This is a genomic window from Glycomyces dulcitolivorans (genome assembly GCF_003265355.1).
In the GTDB taxonomy this organism is placed as follows: Bacteria; Actinomycetota; Actinomycetes; order Mycobacteriales; family Micromonosporaceae; genus Glycomyces; species Glycomyces dulcitolivorans.
Window position 1 is genome coordinate 75,885 of the sequence record NZ_QFRW01000083.1, and the last position, 24,271, is coordinate 100,155.

General features: G+C 71.3%; 26 protein-coding genes and 1 riboswitch. Of the genes, 4 read left to right on the forward strand and 22 right to left on the reverse strand.

The features are described from left to right. Position 1: 1 nt before the first annotated feature. Together hisG and DI269_RS08870 are read right to left on the reverse strand one after the other, a co-directional pair. The gene (gene hisG, locus DI269_RS08865; RefSeq protein ID WP_112134860.1) at positions 2-847 is read right to left on the reverse strand and encodes an ATP phosphoribosyltransferase; all 846 of its coding nucleotides are present in this window, start codon (positions 845-847) and stop codon (positions 2-4) included. A gap of 15 nt (positions 848-862) precedes the next feature. Then, on the reverse strand, positions 863-1,126 hold the full coding sequence (locus DI269_RS08870) for a phosphoribosyl-ATP diphosphatase (protein ID WP_091034543.1): 264 nt from the start codon (positions 1,124-1,126) through the stop codon (positions 863-865). A gap of 214 nt (positions 1,127-1,340) precedes the next feature. Between DI269_RS08870 and DI269_RS08875 the strand changes: the two genes are divergently transcribed. Next, complete coding sequence (locus DI269_RS08875) at positions 1,341-2,045, forward strand: GH12 family glycosyl hydrolase domain-containing protein (protein WP_112134862.1); 705 nt, start codon at positions 1,341-1,343, stop codon at positions 2,043-2,045. Positions 2,046-2,100: 55 nt separating this feature from the next. On the opposite strand, the gene DI269_RS08880 is transcribed toward DI269_RS08875, so the two are convergent. Both DI269_RS08880 and DI269_RS08885 read right to left on the reverse strand, forming a co-directional pair. Next, the gene (locus tag DI269_RS08880) at positions 2,101-3,768 is read right to left on the reverse strand and encodes a glycoside hydrolase family 2 protein (RefSeq protein WP_112134864.1); all 1,668 of its coding nucleotides are present in this window, start codon (positions 3,766-3,768) and stop codon (positions 2,101-2,103) included. 72 nt (positions 3,769-3,840) lie between these two features. Next, positions 3,841-4,593: a TetR/AcrR family transcriptional regulator gene (locus DI269_RS08885; protein ID WP_112134865.1), complete on the reverse strand. Its 753-nt coding sequence runs from the start codon at positions 4,591-4,593 to the stop codon at positions 3,841-3,843. 110 nt (positions 4,594-4,703) lie between these two features. On the opposite strand from DI269_RS08885, the gene DI269_RS08890 reads away from it, so the two are divergent. Both DI269_RS08890 and DI269_RS08895 read left to right on the forward strand, forming a co-directional pair. Next, positions 4,704-5,612 carry an NmrA family NAD(P)-binding protein gene (locus DI269_RS08890; protein WP_112134867.1) on the forward strand — a complete coding sequence of 303 codons (909 nt, stop codon included), beginning with the start codon at positions 4,704-4,706 and terminating at the stop codon, positions 5,610-5,612. A gap of 67 nt (positions 5,613-5,679) precedes the next feature. Then, positions 5,680-7,119 (forward strand): glycosyltransferase family 39 protein, encoded by a 1,440-nt coding sequence (locus DI269_RS08895; RefSeq protein ID WP_112134869.1) that lies wholly within the window; start codon positions 5,680-5,682, stop codon positions 7,117-7,119. Here the strand turns inward: DI269_RS08895 and ribH are convergent. From ribH to DI269_RS08980, 17 genes are all read right to left on the reverse strand, one after another. Continuing rightward, positions 7,116-7,586 (reverse strand): 6,7-dimethyl-8-ribityllumazine synthase, encoded by a 471-nt coding sequence (ribH, locus tag DI269_RS08900; RefSeq protein ID WP_112134871.1) that lies wholly within the window; start codon positions 7,584-7,586, stop codon positions 7,116-7,118. The two genes, DI269_RS08895 and ribH, sit on opposite strands and share 4 nt — an antisense overlap. Positions 7,587-7,588: 2 nt before the next feature. Beyond that, on the reverse strand, positions 7,589-8,812 hold the full coding sequence (locus tag DI269_RS08905) for a bifunctional 3,4-dihydroxy-2-butanone-4-phosphate synthase/GTP cyclohydrolase II (RefSeq protein ID WP_112134970.1): 1,224 nt from the start codon (positions 8,810-8,812) through the stop codon (positions 7,589-7,591). 11 nt (positions 8,813-8,823) lie between these two features. Beyond that, the gene (locus DI269_RS08910; RefSeq protein ID WP_112134873.1) at positions 8,824-9,414 is read right to left on the reverse strand and encodes a riboflavin synthase; all 591 of its coding nucleotides are present in this window, start codon (positions 9,412-9,414) and stop codon (positions 8,824-8,826) included. 92 nt (positions 9,415-9,506) lie between these two features. After that, positions 9,507-9,648, reverse strand: a riboswitch (FMN riboswitch). A gap of 79 nt (positions 9,649-9,727) precedes the next feature. After that, entirely contained in the window at positions 9,728-10,711 is a 984-nt protein-coding gene (locus DI269_RS08915) for a GGDEF domain-containing response regulator (RefSeq protein WP_112134875.1), read from the reverse strand. A gap of 7 nt (positions 10,712-10,718) precedes the next feature. Next, the gene (rpe, locus tag DI269_RS08920; protein WP_112134877.1) at positions 10,719-11,417 is read right to left on the reverse strand and encodes a ribulose-phosphate 3-epimerase; all 699 of its coding nucleotides are present in this window, start codon (positions 11,415-11,417) and stop codon (positions 10,719-10,721) included. A gap of 99 nt (positions 11,418-11,516) precedes the next feature. Next, positions 11,517-12,872: a glycoside hydrolase family 6 protein gene (locus DI269_RS08925; protein WP_112134879.1), complete on the reverse strand. Its 1,356-nt coding sequence runs from the start codon at positions 12,870-12,872 to the stop codon at positions 11,517-11,519. 146 nt (positions 12,873-13,018) lie between these two features. Further along, the gene (locus DI269_RS08930) at positions 13,019-14,419 is read right to left on the reverse strand and encodes an RsmB/NOP family class I SAM-dependent RNA methyltransferase (protein ID WP_112134881.1); all 1,401 of its coding nucleotides are present in this window, start codon (positions 14,417-14,419) and stop codon (positions 13,019-13,021) included. Continuing rightward, positions 14,416-15,336: a methionyl-tRNA formyltransferase gene (fmt, locus tag DI269_RS08935; RefSeq protein WP_112134883.1), complete on the reverse strand. Its 921-nt coding sequence runs from the start codon at positions 15,334-15,336 to the stop codon at positions 14,416-14,418. Before fmt ends, DI269_RS08930 begins: the two co-directional genes overlap by 4 nt. Then, on the reverse strand, positions 15,333-15,884 hold the full coding sequence (def, locus tag DI269_RS08940; protein WP_112134885.1) for a peptide deformylase: 552 nt from the start codon (positions 15,882-15,884) through the stop codon (positions 15,333-15,335). Before def ends, fmt begins: the two co-directional genes overlap by 4 nt. 217 nt (positions 15,885-16,101) lie before the next feature. Beyond that, positions 16,102-16,818 (reverse strand): hypothetical protein, encoded by a 717-nt coding sequence (locus tag DI269_RS08945; RefSeq protein WP_112134887.1) that lies wholly within the window; start codon positions 16,816-16,818, stop codon positions 16,102-16,104. A 2-nt stretch (positions 16,819-16,820) separates the two neighbouring features. Then, complete coding sequence (locus DI269_RS08950; RefSeq protein WP_157974856.1) at positions 16,821-17,498, reverse strand: hypothetical protein; 678 nt, start codon at positions 17,496-17,498, stop codon at positions 16,821-16,823. 2 nt (positions 17,499-17,500) lie between these two features. After that, entirely contained in the window at positions 17,501-18,259 is a 759-nt protein-coding gene (locus DI269_RS08955) for a hypothetical protein (protein WP_112134891.1), read from the reverse strand. 2 nt (positions 18,260-18,261) lie between these two features. Beyond that, positions 18,262-19,134, reverse strand: a complete 873-nt coding sequence (locus tag DI269_RS08960) for an ATP-binding cassette domain-containing protein (protein ID WP_112134893.1) — start codon at positions 19,132-19,134, stop codon at positions 18,262-18,264. After that, positions 19,131-19,496: a GntR family transcriptional regulator gene (locus DI269_RS08965; protein WP_112134895.1), complete on the reverse strand. Its 366-nt coding sequence runs from the start codon at positions 19,494-19,496 to the stop codon at positions 19,131-19,133. Before DI269_RS08965 ends, DI269_RS08960 begins: the two co-directional genes overlap by 4 nt. A gap of 113 nt (positions 19,497-19,609) precedes the next feature. Beyond that, complete coding sequence (locus DI269_RS08970) at positions 19,610-20,254, reverse strand: response regulator transcription factor (protein ID WP_112134897.1); 645 nt, start codon at positions 20,252-20,254, stop codon at positions 19,610-19,612. Further along, positions 20,251-21,492, reverse strand: coding sequence for a sensor histidine kinase (locus tag DI269_RS08975; protein ID WP_157974857.1), 1,242 nt, complete (start codon positions 21,490-21,492; stop codon positions 20,251-20,253). The genes DI269_RS08970 and DI269_RS08975 overlap by 4 nt, the downstream gene beginning before the upstream one ends. Positions 21,493-21,586: 94 nt before the next feature. Next, positions 21,587-22,066, reverse strand: coding sequence for a VOC family protein (locus tag DI269_RS08980; protein WP_112134901.1), 480 nt, complete (start codon positions 22,064-22,066; stop codon positions 21,587-21,589). 106 nt (positions 22,067-22,172) lie between these two features. Here DI269_RS08980 and DI269_RS08985 point away from each other — a divergent pair, with 106 nt between their 5' ends. Further along, positions 22,173-22,538 carry an iron chaperone gene (locus DI269_RS08985; protein ID WP_112134903.1) on the forward strand — a complete coding sequence of 122 codons (366 nt, stop codon included), beginning with the start codon at positions 22,173-22,175 and terminating at the stop codon, positions 22,536-22,538. A gap of 1 nt (position 22,539) precedes the next feature. On the opposite strand, the gene DI269_RS08990 is transcribed toward DI269_RS08985, so the two are convergent. After that, a complete protein-coding gene (locus tag DI269_RS08990) occupies positions 22,540-24,198 on the reverse strand; it encodes a hypothetical protein (RefSeq protein WP_112134905.1) in 1,659 nt (552 codons plus the stop codon). Positions 24,199-24,271: the final 73 nt, after the last annotated feature.

Sequence of the window (24,271 nt, forward strand, 5' to 3'; positions counted from 1 at the left end):
TCTAGAGGCGGCAGGCGTCGATGTTCGACGCGAGGATGCCGCGGGCGCCCAGCTCGTAGAGGGCGTCCATGACGCGGTGCAGGTCGGCGCGCTCGGTCATCGACTGGACGGCGACCCACCCTTCCCGATGCAGCGGGGAGATCGTCGGGGACTCGATGCCGGGGGTCAGCTCGACCGCGGATTCGAGGAGCTCGGCGCGCACGTCGTAGGCGAGCATGACGTACGAGCGGGCGACCAGGACGCCGCGCAGGCGCCGCAGCAGCTGCTCGATGTTCGCGGTCTCGCCGTTGCCGGTCTTGCGGACCAGGACGGCCTCGGAGTGCATGATCGGGTCGCCGAAGACGGCGAGTCCGGCCTGCTTGAGGGTCGTGCCGGTCTCGACGACGTCGGCGATGGCGTCGGCGACGCCGAGGGCGATCGCGTTCTCCACGGCGCCGGCGAGTTCGACGATGGCGGTCTTGACGCCGTGGGCGTCGAGGTCGCGCTGGACGACGCCCGGGTAGGAGGTCGCGATGCGCTTCCCGTCGAGGCCGGCGACGGAGTCGATCTCGCCGGGGCGGCCCGCGTAGCGGAACGTGGAGCGGCCGAAGCCGAGCGCCAGGACCTCTTCGACCTCGGCGCCGGAGTTGACGGCGAGGTCGCGGCCGGTGATGCCCAGGTCGAGGTCGCCGGAGGCGACGTAGGTGGCGATGTCGCCGGGGCGCAGGTAGAAGAACTCGACGCCGTTGTCGGCGTCGACGGACTGGAGGTCGCGGCTGGACCGGCGCTGCCGGTAACCGGCCTCGGTCAGCATGTCGGTGGCGCCCTGTGAGAGCGCGCCCTTGTTGGGCACGGCGATGCGGAGCATGGCGGACGGGCCTTTCTAGAGGTACCGGTAGACGTCGTCGACGCTGATGCCGCGGGCGACCATCATCACCTGGAGGTGGTAGAGGAGCTGGGAGATCTCCTCGGCCGCGGCTTCGTCGGACTCGTACTCGGCGGCCATCCAGACCTCGGCCGCCTCTTCGACGATCTTCTTGCCGATGGCATGGACGCCGGCGTCGAGGGCGGCGACGGTGCCGGAGCCCTCGGGGCGGGTGACTGCTTTCTCGGCGAGTTCGGCGTAGAGCTGCTCGAAGGTCTTCACGTCCGCGAATTCTACGCGGCGCACCGGCCGGGACCGTCGCCGACGCGGCGCGGCGACCGCAGTGCGGGACGGCGGAGACTGAGATCACGGCGGGGACAAATTCGCACGTTTCGGGCCTGGACATTAATTGGGTCGCATGATCTAATTAATACATCGACATTCATCTAATGACTGTCGGTGACTGAACCCGCGATTCTTGAGAAAGGCGCTCCCCATGCGACGCAGATCGCTCCTCACCGCCGCGCTGGCCGGGCCGCTGGCCACCGCGGCCGCCGTAGGCGCCGTCCAATCCCCGGCACAGGCCGCCACCTGGTCCTCCTCCGACCGGTGGGGCTCCTGGCAGACCGGGTCCTACACGCTCTACAACAACGTCTGGGGCAGCGGCTACGGGCCGCAGACGATCTGGGCGAACTCCGCCAGCAACTGGGGCGTGTGGGCCGACCACCCGAACACCGGCGGCATCAAGTCCTACCCGAACGTGTCCCGCACGCTCGGGCGCACGGTCTCCAGCATGGGGAACGTGTCGAGCAACCTCAACGTCTCGGTGCCCACCGGTTCGGGCCTGGCCTACAACACCGCGTACGACGTGTGGGGCAACGGCCACGCCCACGAGATCATGATCTGGACGCAGTGGTACGGCCCGGTCGGGCCGATCGGCTCCCACCAGACCACCGTCAACCTCGGCGGCCGCAACTGGCGCTACCACCAGGGCAGCAACGGCGCCAACCCGGTCTACAGCTTCCTGGCGGAGAGCCAGTTCACCAGCGGGTCGGTGAACATCACCGCGATCTGCCAGTGGCTGGTCAACACCGGCCGGATGCCGAACGTGCGGATCGACCAGATCCAGCTGGGCTGGGAGATCACCTCCGCGTCCGGGGGCAAGAACTTCAACTGCAACAGCTACTCGCTCACCTTCTAGCGCTGCCGCACAGGGCCTCCCGGCTTGGGACGGGAGGCCCTCACCCGTGCCCGGCTCAGGCGGACCTGAAGCGCTCGCGGACGGCCTTGAAGGACTGCTTGGGGCGGCGGTACTCGTCGACCACGCCCTTGTCGTTGACCCCGCGCGGGCGCTTGAGGAGCATCTCGCGGTGCTCGGTGGTGCGGAAGTCGCCGAAGACCCAGATGCCGAGGCCGGAGATGCGCTCGTGCCCGATGACGTGGTCGACCACGGTGGTCAGCAGCAGCGTCTGGTAGTCCTCGGTCCACAGCGACGCGTTGGCGTCGTTCCAGCCCGGCACGGCGCCGGCGCCGATCTCGGAGATGATGAGCGGCTTGTCGGCGTGCCCGAGGGCGTCCACGTGCGCGGCGATGCGGTCGAGGGCCTCGGGGATGCCGGGGACGTCGCCGGAGTACCAGCCCGGGTAGGTGTTGGCGCTGACGACGTCGACCAGGTCGAAGCACTTGTCGTCGTGGGCGTTGATGCTCGCGTACGTGACCGGGCGGGTCGGGTCGAGCTCGCGCAGGCGCCCCAGGAGCTTCTCGTAGACGGGGTATCCGGCCTCGGACCAGCTCGGGCACTCGTTGAGGATGCCCCACAGGATGACCGACGGATGGTTGTGCGCGGCGGCGGTCATCTCGCCGATGTGCGCCAGCTGGGCCTCGACGAAGGCGGGGTCGGTGAGGTGCTCGACGGGGTACTGCCAGCCGATGGACTCCGACCAGACGAGGAGCCCGGCCTCGTCGCACAGGTCCAGGAACAGCGGGTCGAGCGGGTAGTGGCTGCCGCGCACGAAGTTCGCACCGAGGTCCTTCAGCTGCTGGACGTCGGCGACCAGCAGCGCGGCGGGCTGGGCGTGGCCGAACTGCGGGTGGAGCTCGTGGCGGTTGACGCCGAGGAGGCGGACCGGCTCGCCGTTGACGGTGATGCGGCCGTTCGCGGTCGCGACCTCGCGCAGGCCGAAGCGCTCGCGCAGGTCGTCCTCCCCGAGGGCGACCGCGAGGACCGACAAGTTCGGGTCGGCCGTGGACCACGGTGCGGCCCAAGGGAGGTCGAGCGTGCGGGTGAGCGATCCGGCGGCGTCGAGGGCTACGTCCTCGGCCAGGATCGGGCGACCGTCGCACTCGATCGCGAGCGGAACGGTCGCGGGCGCGTCGGCGGTGTAGTCGATGCGGACCTGGATGCGCTTGTCCCCCACCGAGACGGTGTCGATCTTCAGCCCGTCGAGGCGGACCGAGCCGAGGGTGTGGAGGGCGACGCTGCGACTGATGCCGCCGAAGTGGTACCAGTCGAAGTGCTCCAGGTGGAGCGGCGAGCGCTCGCCGAAGCGGTTGTCGACCAGGACGGTGATCTCGGCGTCGCCGCCTTCGGATTCGGTCTCGGCCCAGAATCGCGTGAAGCCGCCCGCGTGGTCGCGGATCGGCTCGCCGTTCCACAGGACGCGGCACCAATGCTGGACGCCTTCGAAGACCAGGCGCTGGCGGCCGGGCGCAGTGGTGACTCGGGTGCGGTAGGCGGCCAGGCCGCGGCGGCCCGCGTAGCCGGGGGTGGCGTCGAAGCAGCCGGGGACGGCCATGACGTCGTCGAAGACGATCTCGGCGGCCGCGACCTCGTCGGGGTCGACGTCGCCGAGGTAGGCGAAGTCCCAGACGCCGTCGAGGTCGGCGACCGGGCGGAGCACGTGCTGGCAGAATCGGCGGGCCATGGCGGCCTCCTTCGCGGGTGGACTCCGGCCGATCCTAGGCGAACGTTTGCCAACCGGTTGCCAGGGGCCGGATCAGGCCGCTTTCCGCTTGTCGCGGAACGCCTTCTGGCGGCAGGCCGCGGAGCAGTACTTCGCGGGGCGGCCGGTCCCGGCGTGGGCGATCGGCGTACCGCAGACCGGGCAGGACCCTTCCGTTACGGTGATTTCGTTACGCGGTTCGATCGCGACCGGGGTTTCGTTACGGGTCGCGGGGTTCCGTTCCGGACGGAGACCGTCCCACAGGACCTCCGCGAGGCGCCGGGCGCGCTCGGGGGAGACGACGGACTGGGCGATGCCGGTGCAGCCGGACATGAGGGCTCGCACGTCGCCCGCGTCCAGGTCGGCGCGCACGGCCCCGGCCTGCTGGGCCCGGTGCAGGAGCACGCCCAGGGGGTTGTCGACCACGCACTTGCCGCTCGCCTTCGCGGGCTCGATCCAGTCGCCGCGGGCGGCCAGGGCCTCGCAGATGGCGCGGTTCTCCAGGGCCCGGATGGTGATGAACCGCAGGTAGCCGAAGAACGCGGTCTCGGGGTCGCTCTCGCGCAGGGCCTCTTCGCCGTAGTCGGCGATCTGGGCCAAACGGTGGTCGAGGACCGTCGCGAGCAGGGCGTCCTTGGTGGGGAAGTGCCGGTAGACGGTGCCCGCGCCGACACCCGCGGCCGTGGCGATCTCCCCCAGGGAGACCGCGGTGCCGCGCTCGCCGAAGAGCCGGTCGGCCGTCTCCAGGACCTTGAGCCGGTTGCGCTGGGCGTCAACGCGTTCGGCCCGCTTCACTGCCGTCTGCAACGGTGCCCCCTCTCGCGCCCGTCCTTAAACGGGTGTACTGTTCCGTTTCATCAACCGGGTCGCCGACTCCGATACTAGTCGGCGGCTCCAGGAACGGAAAGGACCGCATCATGCCCTCCACTGATCAGACCATTCTCGTGACCGGCGCGACCGGCCGCCAGGGCGGGGCCGTCGCGGCCCGCCTCCTCGCCGACGGCTGGAAGGTCCGGGCGCTGACCCGGGACGCCTCCAGCGCGAAGGCGAAGGCGCTCAAGGCGGCCGGAGCCGAAGTCGTCGAAGGGGACCTCGACGACCCGGCGTCGCTCGCGGCGGCGACCGCGGGCGCGTGGGGCGTCTACAGCGTCCACGCCGGGTCCTATGAAGGCGGGCCGTACGGCCACGACCTCGACCACGAGCGCCGCAGCGCGGCGAACCTCGGGGAGGCCGCCAAGGCCGCGGGCGCGCGCCACGTCGTGCACTCCTCGTCGATCGGCGTCGGCACCGACCTCGAAACGCAGCTGCCGACGCTCCCTCGCAAGGCCGAGGCCGAAGCGGCCTGGCGCGACACCGGCCTGTCGCTCACGATCCTGCGGCCGGGCGCGTTCATGGAGAACACCTTCGACTCCCCCAGGGAGCTCCAGAACGGCGTCCACGCCACCGCGCTCGGCCCCGGCACGTACGAGCCGCTCATCGCCGCCGACGACATCGGCGCGATCGCCGCGATCGCGTTCGCCGACCCCGAGGCCCACGACGGCAAGGCGTACCTCCTGGCCGGCGACGACCTGCGGCAGGACGAGAAGGCCGCGCTCATCGGCAGGCTCGCCGGCCGCGACGTGCCGTACCAGCAGATCGACGCCGAGGAGATCCGCAAGTTCAGCCCCTCGACGGCGAACGCGATGGAGGTCATCAACCGCACGCGCATGGAGGTCGACATCGAGGGCCTGCGCAAGGTCCACCCGGGCCTGCTCACCTTCGAGCAGTGGATGACCGGGGTCGGCAAGCCCCTGGTCGACGCCTACTTCGCGCGCATCGACAACTGAAACCCGTGGGGCGGTGGGGCTCCGGTACGCTCGGTTCCGGGCCCCCTCACCCTCGAAAGGCCGCCGCATGCGTCCTCTCCACCGCCTCCATCCGACCCTGGCGAGCCTCGCGCTCGCCGCCGTCCTCGCCCTCACCAACGGCCGGTACGACTACCACCGCGACGAGCTGTACTTCCGCATGCTCGACCCCGCGTGGGGCTACGTCGACCAGCCGCCGCTCACCCCGCTGCTCGGCCACGCGGCCGTCGCGCTCTTCGGCGACACGGTGTGGGCCTTGCGGATTCCCTCGGTCCTGTGCATGGTCGGCGTGCTGTGGCTCGCCGTCCTCGTCACCCGCGAGTTCGACGGCGGCAAAGGGGCCCAGGCGCTGTGCGCGTGGGGCCTGGCGTTCGCCGGGGTCGCCCTCGCCTTCGGGCACACCCTTTCTACCGCCACTGTGGACCTGCTGGTGTGGACCGCGGTGCTGCTCTTCGTCGTCCGGGCTTTGATGCGCGACGAGCGCTGGTGGCTCGCGGTCGGCGCGGTCACCGGGATCGGGCTCTACAACAAGCACCTGATCGTGCTGCTGCTCCTGAGCCTCGCGGTCGGCCTGCTGGTCGCGGGCCCGCGGCGGACCCTGGCCTCGAAGTGGCTGTGGGCCGGGGTCGCGATCGCGCTCGTCGTCGGGTCGCCGAACCTGGTCTACCAGGCCGTGAACGGCTGGCCTCAGCTGGAGATGGCCTCAGCGATCAACGAGGAGGACGGCGCGGAGAACCGCGTCCTGCTGGTGCCCTTCCAGTTCCTGCTCGTGGGGCTGTTCCTGGTGCCGGTCTGGTTCGCCGGGATCTGGGCGCTGTTCAAGCGCCCCGAGTGGCGCCCGGCGCGGGCGCTCGCGGTGGCCTACCCGGTGCTGCTGGCGGTCGTGCTCGCCACCGGCGGGCAGTTCTACTACCCGATGGGCCTGGTCATCGTGTTCTACGCGGCCGGGTGCGTGCCCGTGGCCGAGTGGGCGCGAAGCCAGAACCGCCGGAGCCTGCTGGTCACCGGGGTCGCACTCAACGGCGCGATCTCCGCGGTCGTGGCGCTGCCGCTGATCCCCGTTGCGGCCGTTGGGGACACGCCGATCCCGGACATGAACAACTCGGTGCCCGACCAGGTCGGCTGGCAGGCGTACACCGACCAGGTCGAGGCCGCGGCCGAGGGCCTGCCGGAGGACGCCGTGATCATCACGTCGAACTACGGCGAGGCCGGGGCGCTGGAGCGGTACGGCGAGGACCTGCCGCCGGTCTACAGCGGGCACAACGCCCTCGCCGAGTACGGCCCTCCCCCGGCCGGCGCCGAGACCGTGCTCGCCGTGGGGATGGACGCGGCCGAGCTCGGCGCGCACTTCGACGACTGCGCGGTCGCCGGGGAGCTGGACAACGGTGTGGGCGTGGACAACGAGGAGCAGGGCCGGTCCGTGGTCGTGTGCCGCGGACCGGCCCTGCCCTGGACGGAACTCTGGGAGGAGTTCCGGCACTTCAGTTAGTCGAGCGAGCGGATCGCCAGGGCCGCACCGAGGGCGGCCACGACCGCCTCGTAGCCCTTGTCCTCGGTCGAGTCGGCGAACCCGGCTCGGGCGAGGGCCTGCTCCTGGTCGTCCACGGTGAGCACACCGTGGGCGACCGGGGTCGACTCGTCGAGCGCCACCCGGGTGAGCCCCTCGGTGACCGACTTGCAGACGTAGTCGAAGTGGGCGGTGCCGCCGCGGATGACGGTGCCGAGGGCGACCACGGCGTCGTACTTCCGGGCGAGCGCCTGGGCGGCGACCGGGAGTTCGACCGCCCCGGCGACGTGCAGGACCTTCACCTCCGCGACCTTCGCGTCCTCGGCGGCGTCGAGGGCGCGCTTGAGCAGCTGCCCCACGACTTGGGCGTTCCAGTCCGTGGCGACGACGCCGAGCGTGAGCCCGGTGGCGTCGGGGACCTTGACTTCGGGTGCTCCGTGTCCGGACATGGTCAGGCGGCTTTCACTGCGAGCGCGGGCAGGTCGGCCAGCAGGTGGCCCATGCGGTCGCGCTTGGTGGTCAGGTAGGCGATGTTGTCGGGCGTGGCGTAGGTCGGCAGCGCCACGCGGTCGACGACCTTCAGGCCGTGGCCCTCGATCCCGGCGCGCTTGTCCGGGTTGTTGGTCAGCAGCCGCATCGACTTGATGCCGAGGTCTTCGAGGATCTGCGCGCCGATGCCCCAGTCGCGGGCGTCGGCGGGCAGGCCCAGTTCGAGGTTCGCGTCGACGGTGTCGCGGCCCTGGTCCTGGAGCTGGTACGCCTGGAGCTTGTGGACCAGGCCGATGCCGCGGCCCTCGTGGCCGCGCATGTAGAGGACGACGCCGCGGCCCTCGGCCTCGACGGCGCGCAGGGCGGCCTGGAGCTGCGGACCGCAGTCGCAGCGCAGGGAGCCGAAGGCGTCGCCGGTGAGGCACTCGGAGTGGACGCGGACGAGGACGTCCTCGCCGTCGCCGATGTCGCCCTTGACGAGCGCGACGTGCTCGTTGCCGTCGAAGACGGCGCGGTAGCCCACGGCGGTGAACTCGCCCGCTTCGAGCGGGAGGCGGGCCTCGGCGAGGCGCTTGACGTGGACCTCGTTGCGCTGGCGCCATTCGACGAGCTGGGCGACGGTGATGAGGGCGAGGCCGTGCTCGTCGGCGAACTCGCGGAGCTCGGGCAGGCGCATCATGGTGCCGTCGTCGTTCATCATCTCGCTGAGGACGCCGACCGGCTGCTTGCCGGCGAGGCGCGCGAGGTCCACGGCGGCCTCGGTGTGGCCGGTGCGCACGAGCACGCCGCCTTCCTTGGCGCGCAGGGGGACGACGTGGCCGGGGCGGCTGAGGTCGCCGGCGACGGTGGCCTGGTTCGCGAGCACGTTGATGGTGTGCGCGCGGTCGGCGGCCGAGATGCCGGTGGCGATGCCGCGGCGGGCGTCGACGGTCACGGTGTAGGCGGTGCCGCGCGGGTCCTGGTTCTCGGCGGCCTGCGGGGGCAGTTGGAGGAGGTCGGCGCGGTCGGGGAGCATCGGGACGCACAGGTAGCCGCCGGTGTGGCGGATCGTGAACGCGACGAGTTCGGGGGTGGCGTCCTCGGCGGCGAAGATGATGTCGCCCTCGTTCTCGCGTCCCTCGTCGTCGGCGACGATGACGGGCCGGCCGGCCTTGATGGCGGCGATGGCCTCGTCCACGGAGTTCATGCGGATGTCGTTCACAGCTGGCTCCCAGTGCTCTGAAGGAGTTTTTCGACGTGCTTGGCGACGACGTCGGTCTCGATGTGGACCGGGTCGCCGACCTGCTTGCGGCCCAGGGTGGTCGCTTCCAGGGTGGTGGGGATCAGGCCGACGCTGAACTCGTCGCCTTCGATCCACGCGACGGTGAGGGAGGTGCCGTCGACGGTGATGGACCCCTTCTCGACGACGTACTTCGCCAGGCCGGCGGGGAGGCGGAAGGTGACTTCCTCCCACTCGGCGGCGGGCGTGCGCTTGACGATGTGGGCGACGCCGTCGACGTGGCCCTGCACGAGGTGCCCGCCGAGGCGGGTGGTGAGGGTGGCGGCGCGTTCGAGGTTGACGCGGTCGCCTTCGCGGAGGTCGCCGATCGCGGTGCGGCGGTAGGTCTCCGCCATGACGTCGGCGGTGAAGACGTCGCCGTCGACCTGCACGACCGTGAGGCAGACGCCGTTGACGCTGATCGAGTCGCCGAGTCCGGCGTCCGAGGTGACGAGCGGGCCGCGTACGGCCAGGAACGCTTCACTGGCCTTGACGACCTCGCCGAGCTCTTCGACGATTCCGGTGAACACGGGTGGGACCCCCTACCTGCTGCAACAACTTGTGTACGGCACGCAGGCGGGGCAGAAGAATAGCTCGCAGGGGCCCTCAGTGGCCTCCCGCGTTGCGTCTGCTCCCATCCGGACTTTAACCGTCGGTCCTGGATTCTCACCAGGTCAACCGTCCGCTGGTTGCGGACGGGTCGCGGACTTGCGGCTTTCGCCGCTCACCGCCGGCTCGGAATTTCACCGACCCCGCTGACGCGCGTTTGCTACAAGGAATTGTGCCACGGGGTTATTCCGCCGCGGTGTCGACTGTGACGCAGACTACTTGCCGGCAGGCAGGTCAGTGCTCGTTCGTCCAGAACACGGGGCGGCGTCCGTTCCTTCCGGGGGGACGGCCCTCGGGGTAGGCGACGTAGTTGCCGGAGTGGGACTTGGCGACGCTCTTGAGGGCGGTGGCCTCGGCGACGGCCTCGTAGGCGTCGGAGAAGCGGCGCTGGGTCGAGAGGGCGACGCCGATGGAGAGCGTGGGCAGGCGCGAGCGGGTCATGCGCCGGGAGGTGCGGTCGGCGTGCTCGATGTAGCCGCGCTCGGCGTCGGCGGGGTCGCACAGCTGGCGGACGCGGCGCGCGAAGTGGTCGTTGAGGAAGCCGGTGACGGCCTCGGCGTGGTCGGGGACGCACAGGATGGTGAAGTCGTCGCCGCCGACGTGGCCGAGGAAGACCGGGGCGGCGCCGGCGTCGCCCGCGGCGGCGTAGACGCATTCGGCGAGGGCCCGGATGAATTCGTCGCCGCGCACGAACCCGTACACGTCGTTGACCGCTTTGAACTGGTCGATGTCGATGTAGCACAAGGCGAACGGGTCGCCGCGCTTGATCCAGGACTGGAGTTCGCGGAGGATGCGGTCGTTGCCGGGCATGCCGGTCAGCGGCGAGGACTCGCGGACCTCGCGGTGGCGGCGGATCGCGGAGTCGATGCGGGCGGAGACCTCGGCGGGGTCGAAGGGCTTGGCGATGTAGTCGTCGGCGCCGGCCTTGAGTCCGGCGATCTTGTCGGCCGAGGAGGGCTGGGCGCCGAGGAGGATGATCGGCAGGCTCGCGGTCGCGGGGTCGGCCCGCAGCTGGCGGGTGAGGGCGAGGCCGTCGATGAACGGCAGGTCGGCTTCGAGCATGACGATGCCGGGGCGGCGCAGGGCGATCCCGGCGAGGGCTTGGTAGCCGTCGCGGGCGAGCGCGGTGTCGAAGCCGTCGGCTCTCAGGCGCGAGGCGAGGAACTCCGCGATCTCGGGGTCCGCGTCGGCGATGAGTACCAGGTCAGGGGTGGCCATGGGGTGCTCATAGGGAGGATGATCGCGCCGCGTCGGCGCGGGCGCGCAGGCGCCTCGCCGCATCGGCTGGGTCGGCCGCGCCGTAGACCGCGGTGCCGGCGACGAACGCGTCGGCTCCGGCCTCGGCGGCGGCCGCGATGGTGTCGTCGGCGATGCCGCCGTCGACTTCGATGCGCAGTTCGAGGTGTCCGGCGGCGGCGTGGGTGCGGGCCGCGCGGACCTTGTCGAGCATGGCGGGGAGGAACTGCTGGCCGCCGAACCCGGCCTTGATCGTCATGATCAGGAGCGTGTCGAACTCGGGGAGGAGGTCCAGGTAGTCCTCGACCGCGGTGTCGCGGTCGATGGCGAGGCCGGCCTTCGACCCTGCCGCGCGCAAGTCCTTGGCGAGGGCGACGGGGTCGTCGCTGGCCTCGGCGTGGAAGGTGACGTTGTAGGCGCCCAGTTCGGCGTAGCCGACAGCCCACCGCGCGGGGTCCTCGATCATGAGGTGGCAGTCGAGCGGGATGTCGGTGGCGGCCTTGAGGGACTTGACGATCGGGGGTCCGAGCGTGAGGTTGGGGACGAAGTGGTTGTCCATCACGTCGACGTGGAGCCAGTCCACGGCGCCCTCGACCGCGTCGGCCGCCTCGGCGAGGCGGGCGAAGTCGGCCGCCAGGAGGCTCGGAGCGATGACGGTGTCGGCCTGCGCCGCTTGGAACTGTGCCACACGGACAGTGTAGGTCGCGAAACCGCGACGCAGGCCGGACACCTGGTGCCTTCTGTGGCTCAGGTCAGCTTTACCGGACCTGGCCACCGGGCCGGGGTACTAGCAGTCGACGTCGAAGTCGGCCGCAGAGCCGGAGGCGACGAAGCCGAACAGCTCCTTCGTCTGGCCCGCGCCGACGGCGGCGTTCCATCCGACGTCCTTGGCCGTGACGGTGGAGCCCGAGGTCGTGACCTGCGCGTTCCAGCTCGACTGGATCGACTGCGAGCCCGGCCAGGTCCATCCGATCGTCCAGCCGTTGACCGCGTCGTCGGTCGTCATCGAGACCTTCCCCTGCCAGCCCGAGCCCCACGACGAGACGACGTCGATGTGGACGGTGCAGTCCCCTTGCGAGGGCCCGCCGGTCGTCGGGTCCTCGGAGGTGGGGCCGGTGCCGGTCGGCGTGGTGACCGGGTCGGTCGGCTCGACGTCGCCGGGCCAGCCCGATCCGGCGTTGTTGGCGAGCTGGTAGGCGATGTCGGGGATGAACTGGCCCGCGGCGCCGGCGCAGCCGTCGGCCTCGCCGGGGAGCTTGACCCACAGGTAGGCGTCGATGCCCGCGACGCCGGTCGCGGTCGTCGGGTGCTCGCCGATCGCGCGCCCGGACGGGTCGCACCACTGGTCCCCCAAGGGCCCGTTGCCGTTGCGGGAGGTGTCGATGACGGCGCCCTTATTGGTCCCGACGATGTTGCGGACCTGGTTCGCGTAGGCCGTGGACTCCGCGGTGGTGCGGTAGTTCGAGGTGTTCAGCGAGAATCCGTCGGCGTACTGGATGCCGGCGGCCTGGAGCCGCGAGGCGGCGTCGGGGGCGTCGAGCCAGCCGGAGTGGCCGGAGTCGATGTAGACCTTGACGCCGGGGTCGGCCGCGTTGAGGGTCTGCGCGGCGTAGGCGAGCGAGGCGTTGATCTGGGCCCGCTCGCTCGATCCGTAGCAGTCGTGCGCGATGACGTCGGGTTCGAGGACGATGTACGCTGGGCCGTCGATCTGGGCCGCGATCTGGTCGATCCAGCCGCGGTAGACCGAGTGGCTGGACGCGCCGCCGCCGGAGGCGCCGCCGCAGTCGCGGTTGGGGATGTTGTAGACGACCATGATCGGGGCCGCCCCGGCGGCCGCCGCGCCGTCGACGACGGCCGAGACCTGCGCGGCGATGCCGCCGGTGGGGCTGGTCTGGGTGAACCAGGTGCCCGCGGGGGTCTCGGCGATGCGGTCGCGGATCATCGCCGTCCGGGAGTCGTTGGGGTTCTGGGCGACCCAGCGGGCCGCCTGCGTATTGGGGTTCGTCCACAGTGCTTGGGCCTGCGCGGAGACGTCGTCCTGCGCGCCCGCGTTCGGGCTGAGGAGGAATCCCGCGCCGAGTGCCGCCGCCAGTGCGGTGGCCGCCGCCGCGACCACGCCTGCGAGGCGCTGCCGTCGGTTCATCTGGTGCTCCTTGGGGTCTAGGTGCCGGTTAGCCCGGAGGAAATTCACTTATGTCAATGTATGGTAGCGCTTCCAAACTGGGTGTTAAAGCGACCCCACCCGTCAAAAGGGCAGCATGGGACATCGACCGCCGTCGAACTGGGGTGTTAGCGGTTTCCGGTCTTGCGCAGCAGCGCCATGAACATCGCGTCGGTGCCGTGCCGGTGCGGCCACAGCTGCACGAAATCGCCCCGCGCCGAATCCGGGACGCGGTCGAGCAGCCACTCGGGCCGCACGAGCTCCGCTCCCCCGGCCTTGAGCACCGACTCGACCGCCTCGGAGGTCTCGTCGAGCACCGGCGAGCACGTCACGTACGCGACCAGACCGCCCTTGCGCGCCAACCGGAGTCCCGCCGCCAGCAGCTCGCGCTGGAGCGGCACCAGGGCGTCCAGGTCGGACCGCTGCTTGCGCCAGCGCGCCTCCGGGCGCCGCCGCAGCGCGCCCAGCCCCGAGCACGGGGCGTCCACCAGCACCCGGTCGGCCGAGTTCGGCTCCCCGAACAGGCGCCCGTCGCCGGTGTGGACGGTGACCGGCAGTCCCCTGGCGGCCTTGGCGACCAGCTCGGCGCGGTGGGGCTGGACCTCGACCGCGTCCAGGTGCGCGCCCCGCTGCGCGGCGAGCGCGCCCAGGAGCCCGGTCTTGCCGCCGGGCCCGGCGCACAGGTCGACCCAGGACTCGTCGCGGCCCTCCAGGGGCGCCTCGGCGAGGGCGACGGCGACGAGCTGGCTGCCCTCGTCCTGGACGTGGGCGAGCCCGGTGGCGACGGCCTTGATGCGGCCGGGGTCGCCGCCGGGCAGGTACACCGCGTACGGCGAGAACTGCCCGTGCAGGCCCCCGCGCGTCTCGCGCGACAGGTCGCCCTTGGTGATGCGTCCGGGCTTGGCGCACAGGTGGACCGGGGGCGCGACGTTGTCGGCGGCGAGGGCCGGGGCGAGTTCCTCGGGGCCGAGGACGGCCTCGAACTCGCGGGCGATCCACTCGGGGTGGGCGTGGCGCAGGGACAGGTCGTGGAGCCGGTCGCCGGTGGCGAGGTCGGCGCACCACTGGTCGAGGTCCTTGGCGGCGACCTTGCGCAGGACGGCGTTGGCGAGCCCGGAGACGCGGGGGCTGACGGCGGCCTTGACGAGGCTGACGGTGGTGGCGACGGCCGCGTGCGCGGGGATGCGCATGTACAGCAGCTGGTAGGCGCCCAGGCAGAGCGCGTCGAGGAGGTCCTGCTGGAGTTCGCGCACGTCGCGCCCGGAGGCGGCGGCGAGGATCTTCTCCAGGGTGCCGAGGCTGCGCAGGGTCCCGTAGGTGAGCTCGGTGATGAGCCCGGCGTCGCGGCCGGTGTGGCCGGTCTCGTTGATCATGCGCGGCAGCACGATGTTGGCGTAGGCGTTGTCGGCGGTGACGGCGCGGATCGCGTCGAAGGCGATGCGCCGCGGGTTGACCGTGGGGCGCGGCTCGTCGTCGTCGCGGCGGGGCGCGCGCTTGCGGCCGGTATTGCGGGACCTGTTGTCGCTCATGTGAACCTCGGTGCGGTCTGGAGGCCGCGGCCCCACGATGCGGCGTCCATGGGCTTCTTGCCGGCGGGCTGGACCTGGCCCAGCAGCACGGGTTCGGTGGCGGTGCCGACGTGCACCGTTTTCTTGGCGAGGGCGACCTCGCCGGGCGCGAGCGGCGGACCGTCGGGGTCGGGCGTGACGGGGCCCAGGCGCAGGCGCTGGCCGTCGAGGTCGGTCCAGGCGCCGGGGGCGGGGGTGACGGCGCGGACGCGGCGGTCGACGGCGAACGCGGGGTCGCTCCAGCGGACGCGGGCGTCCTCGACGGTGACCTTGGGGGCGTAGGAGACGCCGTCCTCGGGCTGCGGTTCGCCGGTGAGGGCGCCGGCTTCGAGGCCGTCGACGACGTCGACGGTGAGGCGGGCCCCGGCGGCCGCGAGGCGGTCGAGGAGGTCGCCGGAGGTGTCACGGGGGCCGACAGGCTCGGTGAGGCGGCCGTAGACGGGGCCGGTGTCGAGCCCGGCTTCGAGCTGGAAGACGCACGCGCCGGTCATCTGGTCGCCGTTGAGGACGGCGTACTGGACGGGGGCGGCCCCGCGCCAGGCGGGGAGGAGGGAGAAGTGGAGGTTGATCCAGCCGAGCCGCGGGATGTCGAGCGCGGCGGGCGGGACGAGGGCGCCGTAGGCGACGACGGGGACGATGTCGGCGTCGAGGTCGCGCAGGCGCTGGAGGAATTCGGGTTCGCGGGGCTTGGCCGGGGCGAGGACCTCGACGCCGTGCCCGTCGGCCCACTCGGCGACGGGCGAGCGGTGGAGCTTTCGCCCGCGCCCGGTGGGGGCGTCGGGGCGGGTGAGGACGGCGACGACCTCGTGCGCGGACGCGTGGAGGGCCTCCAGGGTCGGCAGGGCGACCTCCGGGGTCCCGGCGAAGACGATCCTCATCGCTTGAAGAACACACCCTTGGAGTCGTGGGGGGTGACTTTGACCTTGACCTCTTCGTTGTACCAGTCCTGGGACTGGATCTCGGTGAGCGCGGCCTTGCGGCGCTCGGAGTCGAGGCGGTCGATGAAGATGATGCCGTCGAGGTGGTCGGTCTCGTGCTGGAGGCAGCGGGCCATGAGGCCGGTGCCGACGATCTGGAGGGGGTCGCCGTACTCGTTGAAGCCCTTGGCGACGACGTTCTGGCGGCGCACGGTGTCGAAGTACAGGCCGGGCAGGGACAGGCAGCCCTCGGGGCCGTCCTGCTCCTCCTCGTCGGGGAATTCGAGGACGGGGTTGACGATGTGCCCGATGACGTCGTCGACGTCGAAGGAGAAGACCCGCTTGCTCACGCCCAGCTGGGGGGCGGCGAGGCCGGCGCCGCCCTCGTCGCGCATGGTGTCGAGCAGGTCCTTCACGAGGTTCCGCAGCTCCTTGTCAAAGGTGTCGACGTCCTCGGCCGCGGTGCGCAGGACCGGGTCGCCGAAGATGCGGATGGGCTGGATCGACAATGTGCTGACCTTCCGGTGCGTGTACTGGCCGTTCACCAGTGTCCCATTCGCCTGTGCTGCGCGGTGCCGGGTCGGCGGGCCGTGTGGCGCGTCTCGGCTCGGGCGGCCCGGGAGGGGTCCCGGTGGTGAGCAGCAGGCCCGCGACGACCCCCGCCGCGACGCACGCGGCGACCACGAGCGCGGGGAAGGGGACGTCGGCGAGGAGGAGTCCCATGGCTCAGGCCGGTCTCGTGCGCATCGGGGCCTTGGCGAGCAGGGCCCAGGCGAGGAGGGCGAACAGGACCGCGAGGACGGCGTCGAGCGGCGCGAGCGACAGCTGGGTCGGGATCTCCAGGTTGATCCCGTCCTTCATGGGGAGCTCGTCGGCGGCCATCCTCGCCGCCAGGTAGGCGGGCATGCGGTACAGGACGAGGGAGACGAGGACGGCGCTGGCGAGGGCGCCGAGCCAGCGGCGGCCGAGCCGGATGACGACGGCGCCGGCGGCGGCGCCGACCGCGAAGTACACCGCGGGCCTGACGACCGATTCGAGCAGTCCGGTCCCGTAAAACCCCTGATGGTATTCGGCGCCGCGGAAGGTGGAGAAGAGTCCGATGACCGCGAGCCCGAGGTGGGTCAGGGCCGCCGTGGCGACGACGGTGGCCGCGCCGAACAGGGCGTACGCGGTCAGGAACTCCTTGCGGGTGAGGCCGTTGGCGAGAGCGAGCGGGTAGGACTTGGTCAGGTGCACCCAGGCGAGCGCGGTCACGATGAGCGGCACCGAGAAGACGACCCAGTAGGCGAACTCCCGGTACTCGCCGGTGGCGGCGCGGACGACGATCGAGGCGAGGGCCAGGGCGGCGAAGGCGGCGACGGACCAGAGGCCGAAGGTCCGGGCCGCGTCGGCCGACAGTGCGGCGGCGAGGCGGTACTTGCGGTGGGTGAGCAGCGCGGTCACGGTCAGACTCGTTTCGCTCGGACGGGAATGGACCTGAGGGTGGCCGCGGTGCCCGCGACCAGGACGGCGGTGACTGCGAGGGCGACGGCGGCCCAGGCGGCGACGGCGGTGTCGTAGGAGCCGAACTCCAGGGCGAGGATGCCCGCGTAGTGTCCGGCGGCCGCGACCAGGACGATCGCGGTGAACCAGTGGTTGCCGCCGAAGCGGAGCGCGGCGGCGCCGATGAGGACGCCGGTGAAGAAGTAGATCGGCGCGATGAGCACGTACCGGGCGCCGTCGGCGAGGGTCTGGCCCCAGGTGTCGAGCGGTTCGGCGAAGACGGCGAGCAGGGCGTGCTCGGCGGCGAACCCGGCGGTCACGATCGCGGCCGTCCCGATCGAGGCGAGGACCCCGAACACCAAGTAGGCGACGGTGAGCTCGCGGCGGGTGACGCCTTTGGCGAGCGTCCCGGGCAGGGTCTGGTACAGCAGCATGCCGGCGGTGCAGGCGACGAACCACTGGAAGACGGTGGCGGTGATCGTCCACAGTCCGGTCTCGATGGCGCTGATGAGCAGCACCGACAGGAACGGGGTGAGGACGACCCAGGCGAGCATCACCCAGCGCAGCCAGCGGGTGGAGCCGAGGAAGAGGCTGAGGCCGAGCCGGTAGCGGCGCTTGGCGAGGGCGGTGGTGTCGGCCATGGTCATGCTTTCTTGGATCGGAGCGGGACGTCGATGAGGATGCGGTAGGCGGCGGCCGCGAGGACGGCGGTGACCGCGACGATGGTCGCGATGACGACGCCGCGGGCCCACCCGTCCATGAACAGGCCGAGGAAGCCCGCCCAGCCGGGGCCGACCGGTTCGGTGTCGTACAGGCCGTTGTCGAGGCTGAACACGACCGGGATGATCGGGACGAGCAGCAGCCAGCCCGCGCCCTCCCAGCGGTAGGAGGCGATGCCGATGACGGTGCCGGCCGCGAAGTACACCAGGTACAGCAGCGGGTAGTACGAGGCGAACGCGATGGTGTCGCCGAGGGACCCGATGGGGGCGATGGCGTCGCTGGCGTCGATCCCCTGGGACCAGCCGAGGGCGTCGTAGTAGGCGCGCTCGCCGAGGATGCCGGCGAAGGCGACGGCGCCGAGGACGAGCGACCACAGGACGCCGAAGACGCCCATGGAGACGGCGAGCTCGCGGCGGGTCAGGCCCGCGGCGATCATGTTGGGCACCAGCGTGAACACGAAGCCGCCGCCGACGAACGCGGTGAACCACTTGCCGACGTTCGCGGTGTAGTACCAGGCCGAGAGCGCGACGTCGCTGTACTGGGAGATCACCAGCGGCACCGCGAAGGACAGGACGAGGGCGGCGAGGACCCAGTACTTGAAGTACTTCAGGCCCTCCAGGGCGAAGCCGGCGCCGAGGGCGTACCGGCGGGTGGGCAGGCGCAGGTTGGCGAGGGAGGACATGCTCAGGCTCCGTTCCGGTTCGGGTCGGTGAGGTGGATGAAGAGGTCCTGGAGGCCGACCGGGCCGATCTCGATCCCGGCAGCGGCGGCGCGCTCGCGGACGGACTTGTCCAGGGCGTCGGCGACGGTGATGGACTTCGTGCCGCCGAGGCGCTGCTCGGCGAGGGCGGCGAGGCCGAGGGCGTCGACGGCGTCGGCCGGGCCGGTGAGGGTGGCGCCCATGCCCTGGAAGGCCTCGATGTCGGCGTGGCGCAGGATGCGTCCCCTGTCGACGATGATCACCTCTTCGAGGTAGTTGGCGACCTCGTCGATCAGGTGCGTGGAGAGCACGACCGTGTGCGGGCGCTCCATGTACTCGGCGAGGAGCTCCTTGTAGAACGCGTCCCGGGTGGGGGCGTCCATGCCGAGGTGGACCTCGTCGAACATGGTGAGCTCGGCGCGGGCGGCGAGGCCGCAGACGGCGGCCAGGACCGAGCGCTTGCCGCGGGAGAGGGCGCTGACGCGCTTCTTCAGGGGCACTTCGAACTTGTCGGCGAGCTTGTAGGCGTAGTCGGTGTCGAAGGAGGGCCGGATCTGGCCGGTCTCGATGACGGCCTTGACGGTCTCGGAGTCGTCGAAGTCGCCGCCTTCGCGGATGAGGGCGACGCGGGAGACGATCGGGGCGTTCTCCCACACCGGCTCGCCGCCGACGCGGACCTCGCCGGAGGTGGGTCGGCGGAAGGCGGCGAGGAGGCTGAGCAGGCTGGTCTTGCCGGCGCCGTTGCGGCCGAGGAGCCCGTAGATCTTGCCGGCCTCCAGGTCGAGGTCGACGTCGGCGAGGGCGGCCTCGGCGCCGTACTTCAGGGTGACGTTGCGGAGGTTGACGGTGAAGCTCATTGGAGGGCGCCTTCCTGGGCCTTGAGGTAGTCGATGATGTCGGTCAGGGGGATGCCGGCCTGGCGGGCCTCGCGGACCAGGGGGGCCAGGACGCGTTCGAAGAAGCGGTCGCGGAAGTCGGCCGCGAGCCGGTCGCGGGCGTCGTCGGCGACGAACATGCCGACGCCGCGCTGCTTGTAGAGGACGCCCTCGTCGACCAGCTCCCGGAACGCCTTCTGCGCCGTGGCCGGGTTGATCTGGTAGAACGCGGCGTACTGGTTGGTCGACATGACCTTGCCTCCCGGTTCGAGCGATCCGTTCATGATCTCGGCCTTGATCTGGTCGGCGATCTGCCGATAGATCGGCGTGCCGTCATCGAACATCTCGCCTCCTAACTTGTGGGTACGGGTTCATCGGTGCTGGGGTTCATTACTTGACTAATGAACCATAGCACGAAGAAACCCGGGGCGGGTGGCCCCGGGTTCGGCAGAGGTTGTTAGACGAGGCCGCCTTCGTAGGCGGCGATGACGGCCTGGGTGCGGTCGCGGACGCCGAGCTTGGTGTAGACGCTGCTCAGGTGGGTCTTGACGGTCTCGCGGCCGAGGAACAGCTCGGCGGCGATCTCGGCGTTCGACAGGCCGCGGGCCGTGAGGGTGAGGACTTCGCGCTCGCGCTCACTGAGGTTCCCGATCCCGTTCTGCGCGTTGCGGTTCAGCGTCGCAGACCCCGCGAGGCGGCGGACGGCCTCGGGGAACAGGAGGGCGTCGGTGCGGGCGACGAGGCGGACGGCGGCGAGGAGGTCTTCGAGGCGGGTGCGCTTGAGCAGGAACCCGCCGGCGCCCGCGCGCAGCGCCTGCCACACGTAGTCGTCGTTGTCGAAGGTGGTGACGACGAGGATCTTCGGCGGGGCGGCGAGTTCGGCGGTGATGCGGGCGGTGGCCTCGATGCCGTCGACCTTCGGCATCCGCACGTCCATGAGCATGACGTCCACGTTCCCCTTGCGGGCGATGGCGAGCGCGTCGATCCCGTCGGCGCCTTCGGCGACGACGTCGAGGTCGGGTTCGGCGCCGATGACGGCGGCGAACCCGGAGCGGATGAGCGCCTCGTCGTCGACGAGGGCGATGCGCAGCGGCGCGGTCATGCGGTCCCTTTCGGCAGTGCGACGCGGACGGTCCAGGTGCCGTCGGCCCAGTCGGTCTCGGCGGTGCCGCCGAGGACGGCGGCCCGTTCGGCGGTGCCGATGAGGCCGCGCCCGCCCGGTCGCGGGCGGGGCCGCCGGGCGGCAGGGCTGGCGACGCGCACCGTGACCTCCTCGGCGATGCCGAGTTCGCCGATGCCGAGTTCGACCACGGCGCGGGGCTCGTCGGCGTGGCGCAGGACGTTGGTGAGGGCCTCCTGGACGATGCGGTAGGCCTCGCGGGAGGTCAAGCGGCCCACCGCATTCCGGTCGCCGGTGATGCGCAGGTCGACGTCGACGCCGGATTCGGCGGCGAGAGCTTCGAGGTCGGCGAGGTCCTTCTGGGGGCCGCGGGTCTCGTCGCGGTCCTCGCGCAGGGCGCCGATGGCGGCGTCGAGTTCGGCGAGGGCCTCCCGGGCGGTCTCGCCGACCGCGGCCATGGCGCGGGAGGCGAAGGCGGGGTCGTTGTCGATGAGGCGGGAGGCGGCCTCGGACTGGACCACCACCACCGAGAGGGCGTGCCCGACCGAGTCGTGCAGTTCGCGGGCGATGCGGTTGCGCGCGGCCAGGCGGATGGTCTCGGCGCGCGAGGCCGCGAGCCGGTCGGCCGCGCCCTGCCCGAGCAGGCCCGGCGCGAGGGCCTTCATACCGGCGGCGGCCGCGGCGACGAGGAAGATCAACGCGGCCAGCAGGATCGGGCCCGAGACGAGGCCCCAGCGGGCGAGCCAGCCGGAGTAGACGCCGGTGGTCTCGTGGCCGAGGACGGCGCGGGCGCCGTTGACCGCCAGGTAGGCGCAGAACGGCACGAGCGCGAGGGTGACGCCGGAGAGGGCGCCGCCGACGACCGCGTGAAGGGTGAACCAGCAGGCGGTGCGCCAGCGCGAGTTCCAGGTGTCGTCGTCGTCGGGCGGGGTGAACCGGGCGCCGAGGAGGCGGCGGGCGGCGGTGCGCTCGACCTCGCGGTCGGGCAGGAGGAGCGAGACGGCGGCGACGAGCGGGATGACGGCGGCGAACACGCCCGGGTGCAGGGCGCCTTCGAAGCCGGCGTCGGGGTGGACCCAGTTGTAGGCGATGGCGCCGACGAGCATGAACGGCATCATGAGGGCGCCGCCGAGGATGAGCCAGACCCAGCCGCGGTAGGTGGCCCCGGACCGGAGCGGGGCGAGGAGGCGCATGGGGTCATTGTGCCAGCGGACGTTCACGCCTCCAGCATTCCCGGCGAGCGCGGGCGACCGAATCCCTCCGGGGGGCGGGCCCGGTCCCCCGCGCGGGGGACCGGGTCTCATCCCTATTCGTCTATTTGCCCTCGTAGGCGTCCTTGAGGCCCTGGAGGTCGATCTTCTTCATCTCGTACATGGCCTTGACGGCGCGCACGGCGCCGTCCTTGTCGGGGCCGCCGACGTACCGGTCGGCCTCGGCGGGCCACACCTGCCAGTTGACGCCCCACTGGTCGGCGATCCAGCCGCACTGGATCTCCTTGCCGCCGTTGGCCAGGAACGCGTCCCAGAGGCGGTCGGTCTCGGCCTGGTCGGCGGTGTTGACCAGCAGCGACATGGCGTGGTCGTGCTTGGCGGAGTCGTCGCCGTTGATGCCGGTGAACGACTGGCCGGCGAGTTCGAAGTTGACGACCATGGCCGTCCCGACCTCGCCGTGCGCGTCCTCGACGTAGGGGATGGTGCTGGTGATCTTGGCGTCCTCGAAGAGGGTGGTGTAGAACTCGGCGGCCGCCTCGGCGGCGCCGTCGGCGTACCAGATGTTGGTGACGATCTTCTGCATTGGTCGCGTCCTTCCGAACGGGTCTCAATATCCGATTGCATCAGTCGAGACGAGGCCGCGCGCCGAAACTCATCGCTTCGTCGGCCCCCGGCGCTAGGTTTGGCACATGGTGAGCAGCAGCGCCGAGACCGTGGACGCCTACCTGGCCGAACTCCCCGAGGACCGCCGCGCGGCGGTGACGGCGATCCGGGAGGCCCTGCGCACCGAGCTGACCGGGTTCACCGAGGTCATGGCCTACGGGATGCCCTGCTACGAGCGCGACGGCGAGACCGAGGTCGGCTTCGCCTCCCAGAAGCGCTACATCTCGGTCTACCTGCTGCGCCCCGACCTCAAGGACCTGTTCAAGGACCGCCTCGCGGGCCACGACATGGGCAAGGGCTGCCTGCGCTTCTCCACCCCCGCGAAAGTGGACGTGGAGCTGGTGCGCGACCTCGCCCGCGCCACCGCGGCCACGCGCGGCTCGATCTGCTGACCTAGACCGGTTCCCTGGTCGGGTTCGCGACGCTCCCGCCCGGGTTCTTCGTAGTGCTGTAGGCCAGGTCGCCTTCGTGGTCGCGGTAGGGGTTGCGGTCGGCGCCGGTGCCGCGGCCGGTCGCGTCGGCCTCGGTCTTCGCGTCGAACCCGGGCTTGTGGGAGCCGCCCTCGCTCTTGTCGAACCTCGCCAGCGCCTTGGTGAACGACGCGGCGACGTCGCCGTCGCTCTTCTTGTAGTCCTCGGCGCCCTGGCGGACCTGGTCGCGGGCGATGAAGTAGCGGGCGGCGGTGGTCGTCAGGAAGCCCCGGAACTCCGCGGCCATGGCGAGCGCGTCCGTGTCGGCGCCGGTGGCCCTGCCGTCCTTGTCGGCGAAGTGGGCCGCGGCGTCCTCGACGGGGTCGAGCAGCGGGAGCATCTCCTCGTACTCGGCGCCGGCGCGCCCGAGCTTCTCGGCGAGTTCGAAGAGCGCCGCGGGGTCGGCGCTGAAGCCGCTGTGCTGGGCGGTCGGCAGGCCCTGGGCCTTGTTCTCGCCCAGGGCGTACAGCTCGATGTCGAAGCTGCCGACCGCGCCGAGCGCCGAGCGGAGCGCGGCGGTGAGGGCCCGGTACTTCCCCTCGTACGTCTCGATCTGCTGCACCAGCGCGTCCATGCCGGCCGAGAGGTTCGTGACGATGGCCCGGAACTCGCCTTTGAAGACGACGGCGTCGTGGGTGGCGAGGAACTGCTCGCCGAGGAACGCGCCGAGGTCGAGGACCTTGGAGACGGCGTCGCCGACGACCGGGAGGAACCCGACCGCCTTCGCGAGCCCTTCGAGGGCCTCCCAGTTGTTCGCGATCGCCGCGGTCCCGGTGGCGCCCAGGCCTTTCGCGGCCTCCGAGATGAGGTGGACCGCGTCGTTGCGGCCGACCTGGACGATCCCCGACCGCTGCTGCACGAGCTTCCCGAGCTCGTTGGCGAGGATGTAGTGGTTGGTCGTGGTCGGGTTCGTGGACTTGAGGAACCCGCCCTTGAACGCGTCGGCGGCGAGCCCGGTCCAGTCGGCCAGCCAGTGCTGGGACGTGCCGTCCCCGTCGGAGAGGTCGGTGACCAGGGACGAGAGCGCGCTGCCGCTCGCGTTCCGGGTGCCTTCCGTGGAGCTTCCGGCGACGGCGGTCTGCTCGCGGATCGACTTCAGGCCGTTGAACGCCCGGTCGAGCGCGCCGAGGTCGTGCCCGTCGAAGCGCGGGACCTTGGCCTCGATCAGGTCCCGCTCGGCCTTCGCCCACGCGTGCACGGCCGTCATCACCTGCGGCAGCGGGCACGTGATCTCGGAGGGCACCACGCCGGCGGGGTTGTCGTGCTCGTCGAAGACCGGGTTGCCGGCCTGGGTCGCCGGGATCCGCCCCTGGCAGCGCACCGGCGGCGCCGCGTTGTCGGCGGCACCGGCCCAGGTGCGGTAATCGCAGGCGTCCCGGTGGTAGTTGACGACCGGCTTGCGCAAGTAGGGCCAGTCCAGGACCTGCTTGGGGTGCTGGACGCTGGTGCTGATGTCGTTGCCGGCCAGGAACGAGGCGGCGGCCTCCTTCTGCCACCGCCGGATCAGCGCCGCCCAGAACCGGTCCAGCGCCGGCACCACGTTCTGCGCGAAGTGGTCCGGTCCTGCGATGTACTGCGCCACTGGGCACCGCCGTCCTCAAGCCGTGGGGGTCCACCCGAGTCCAGCACCGAGAAGGTTGGGGCGCAAGGGGTGC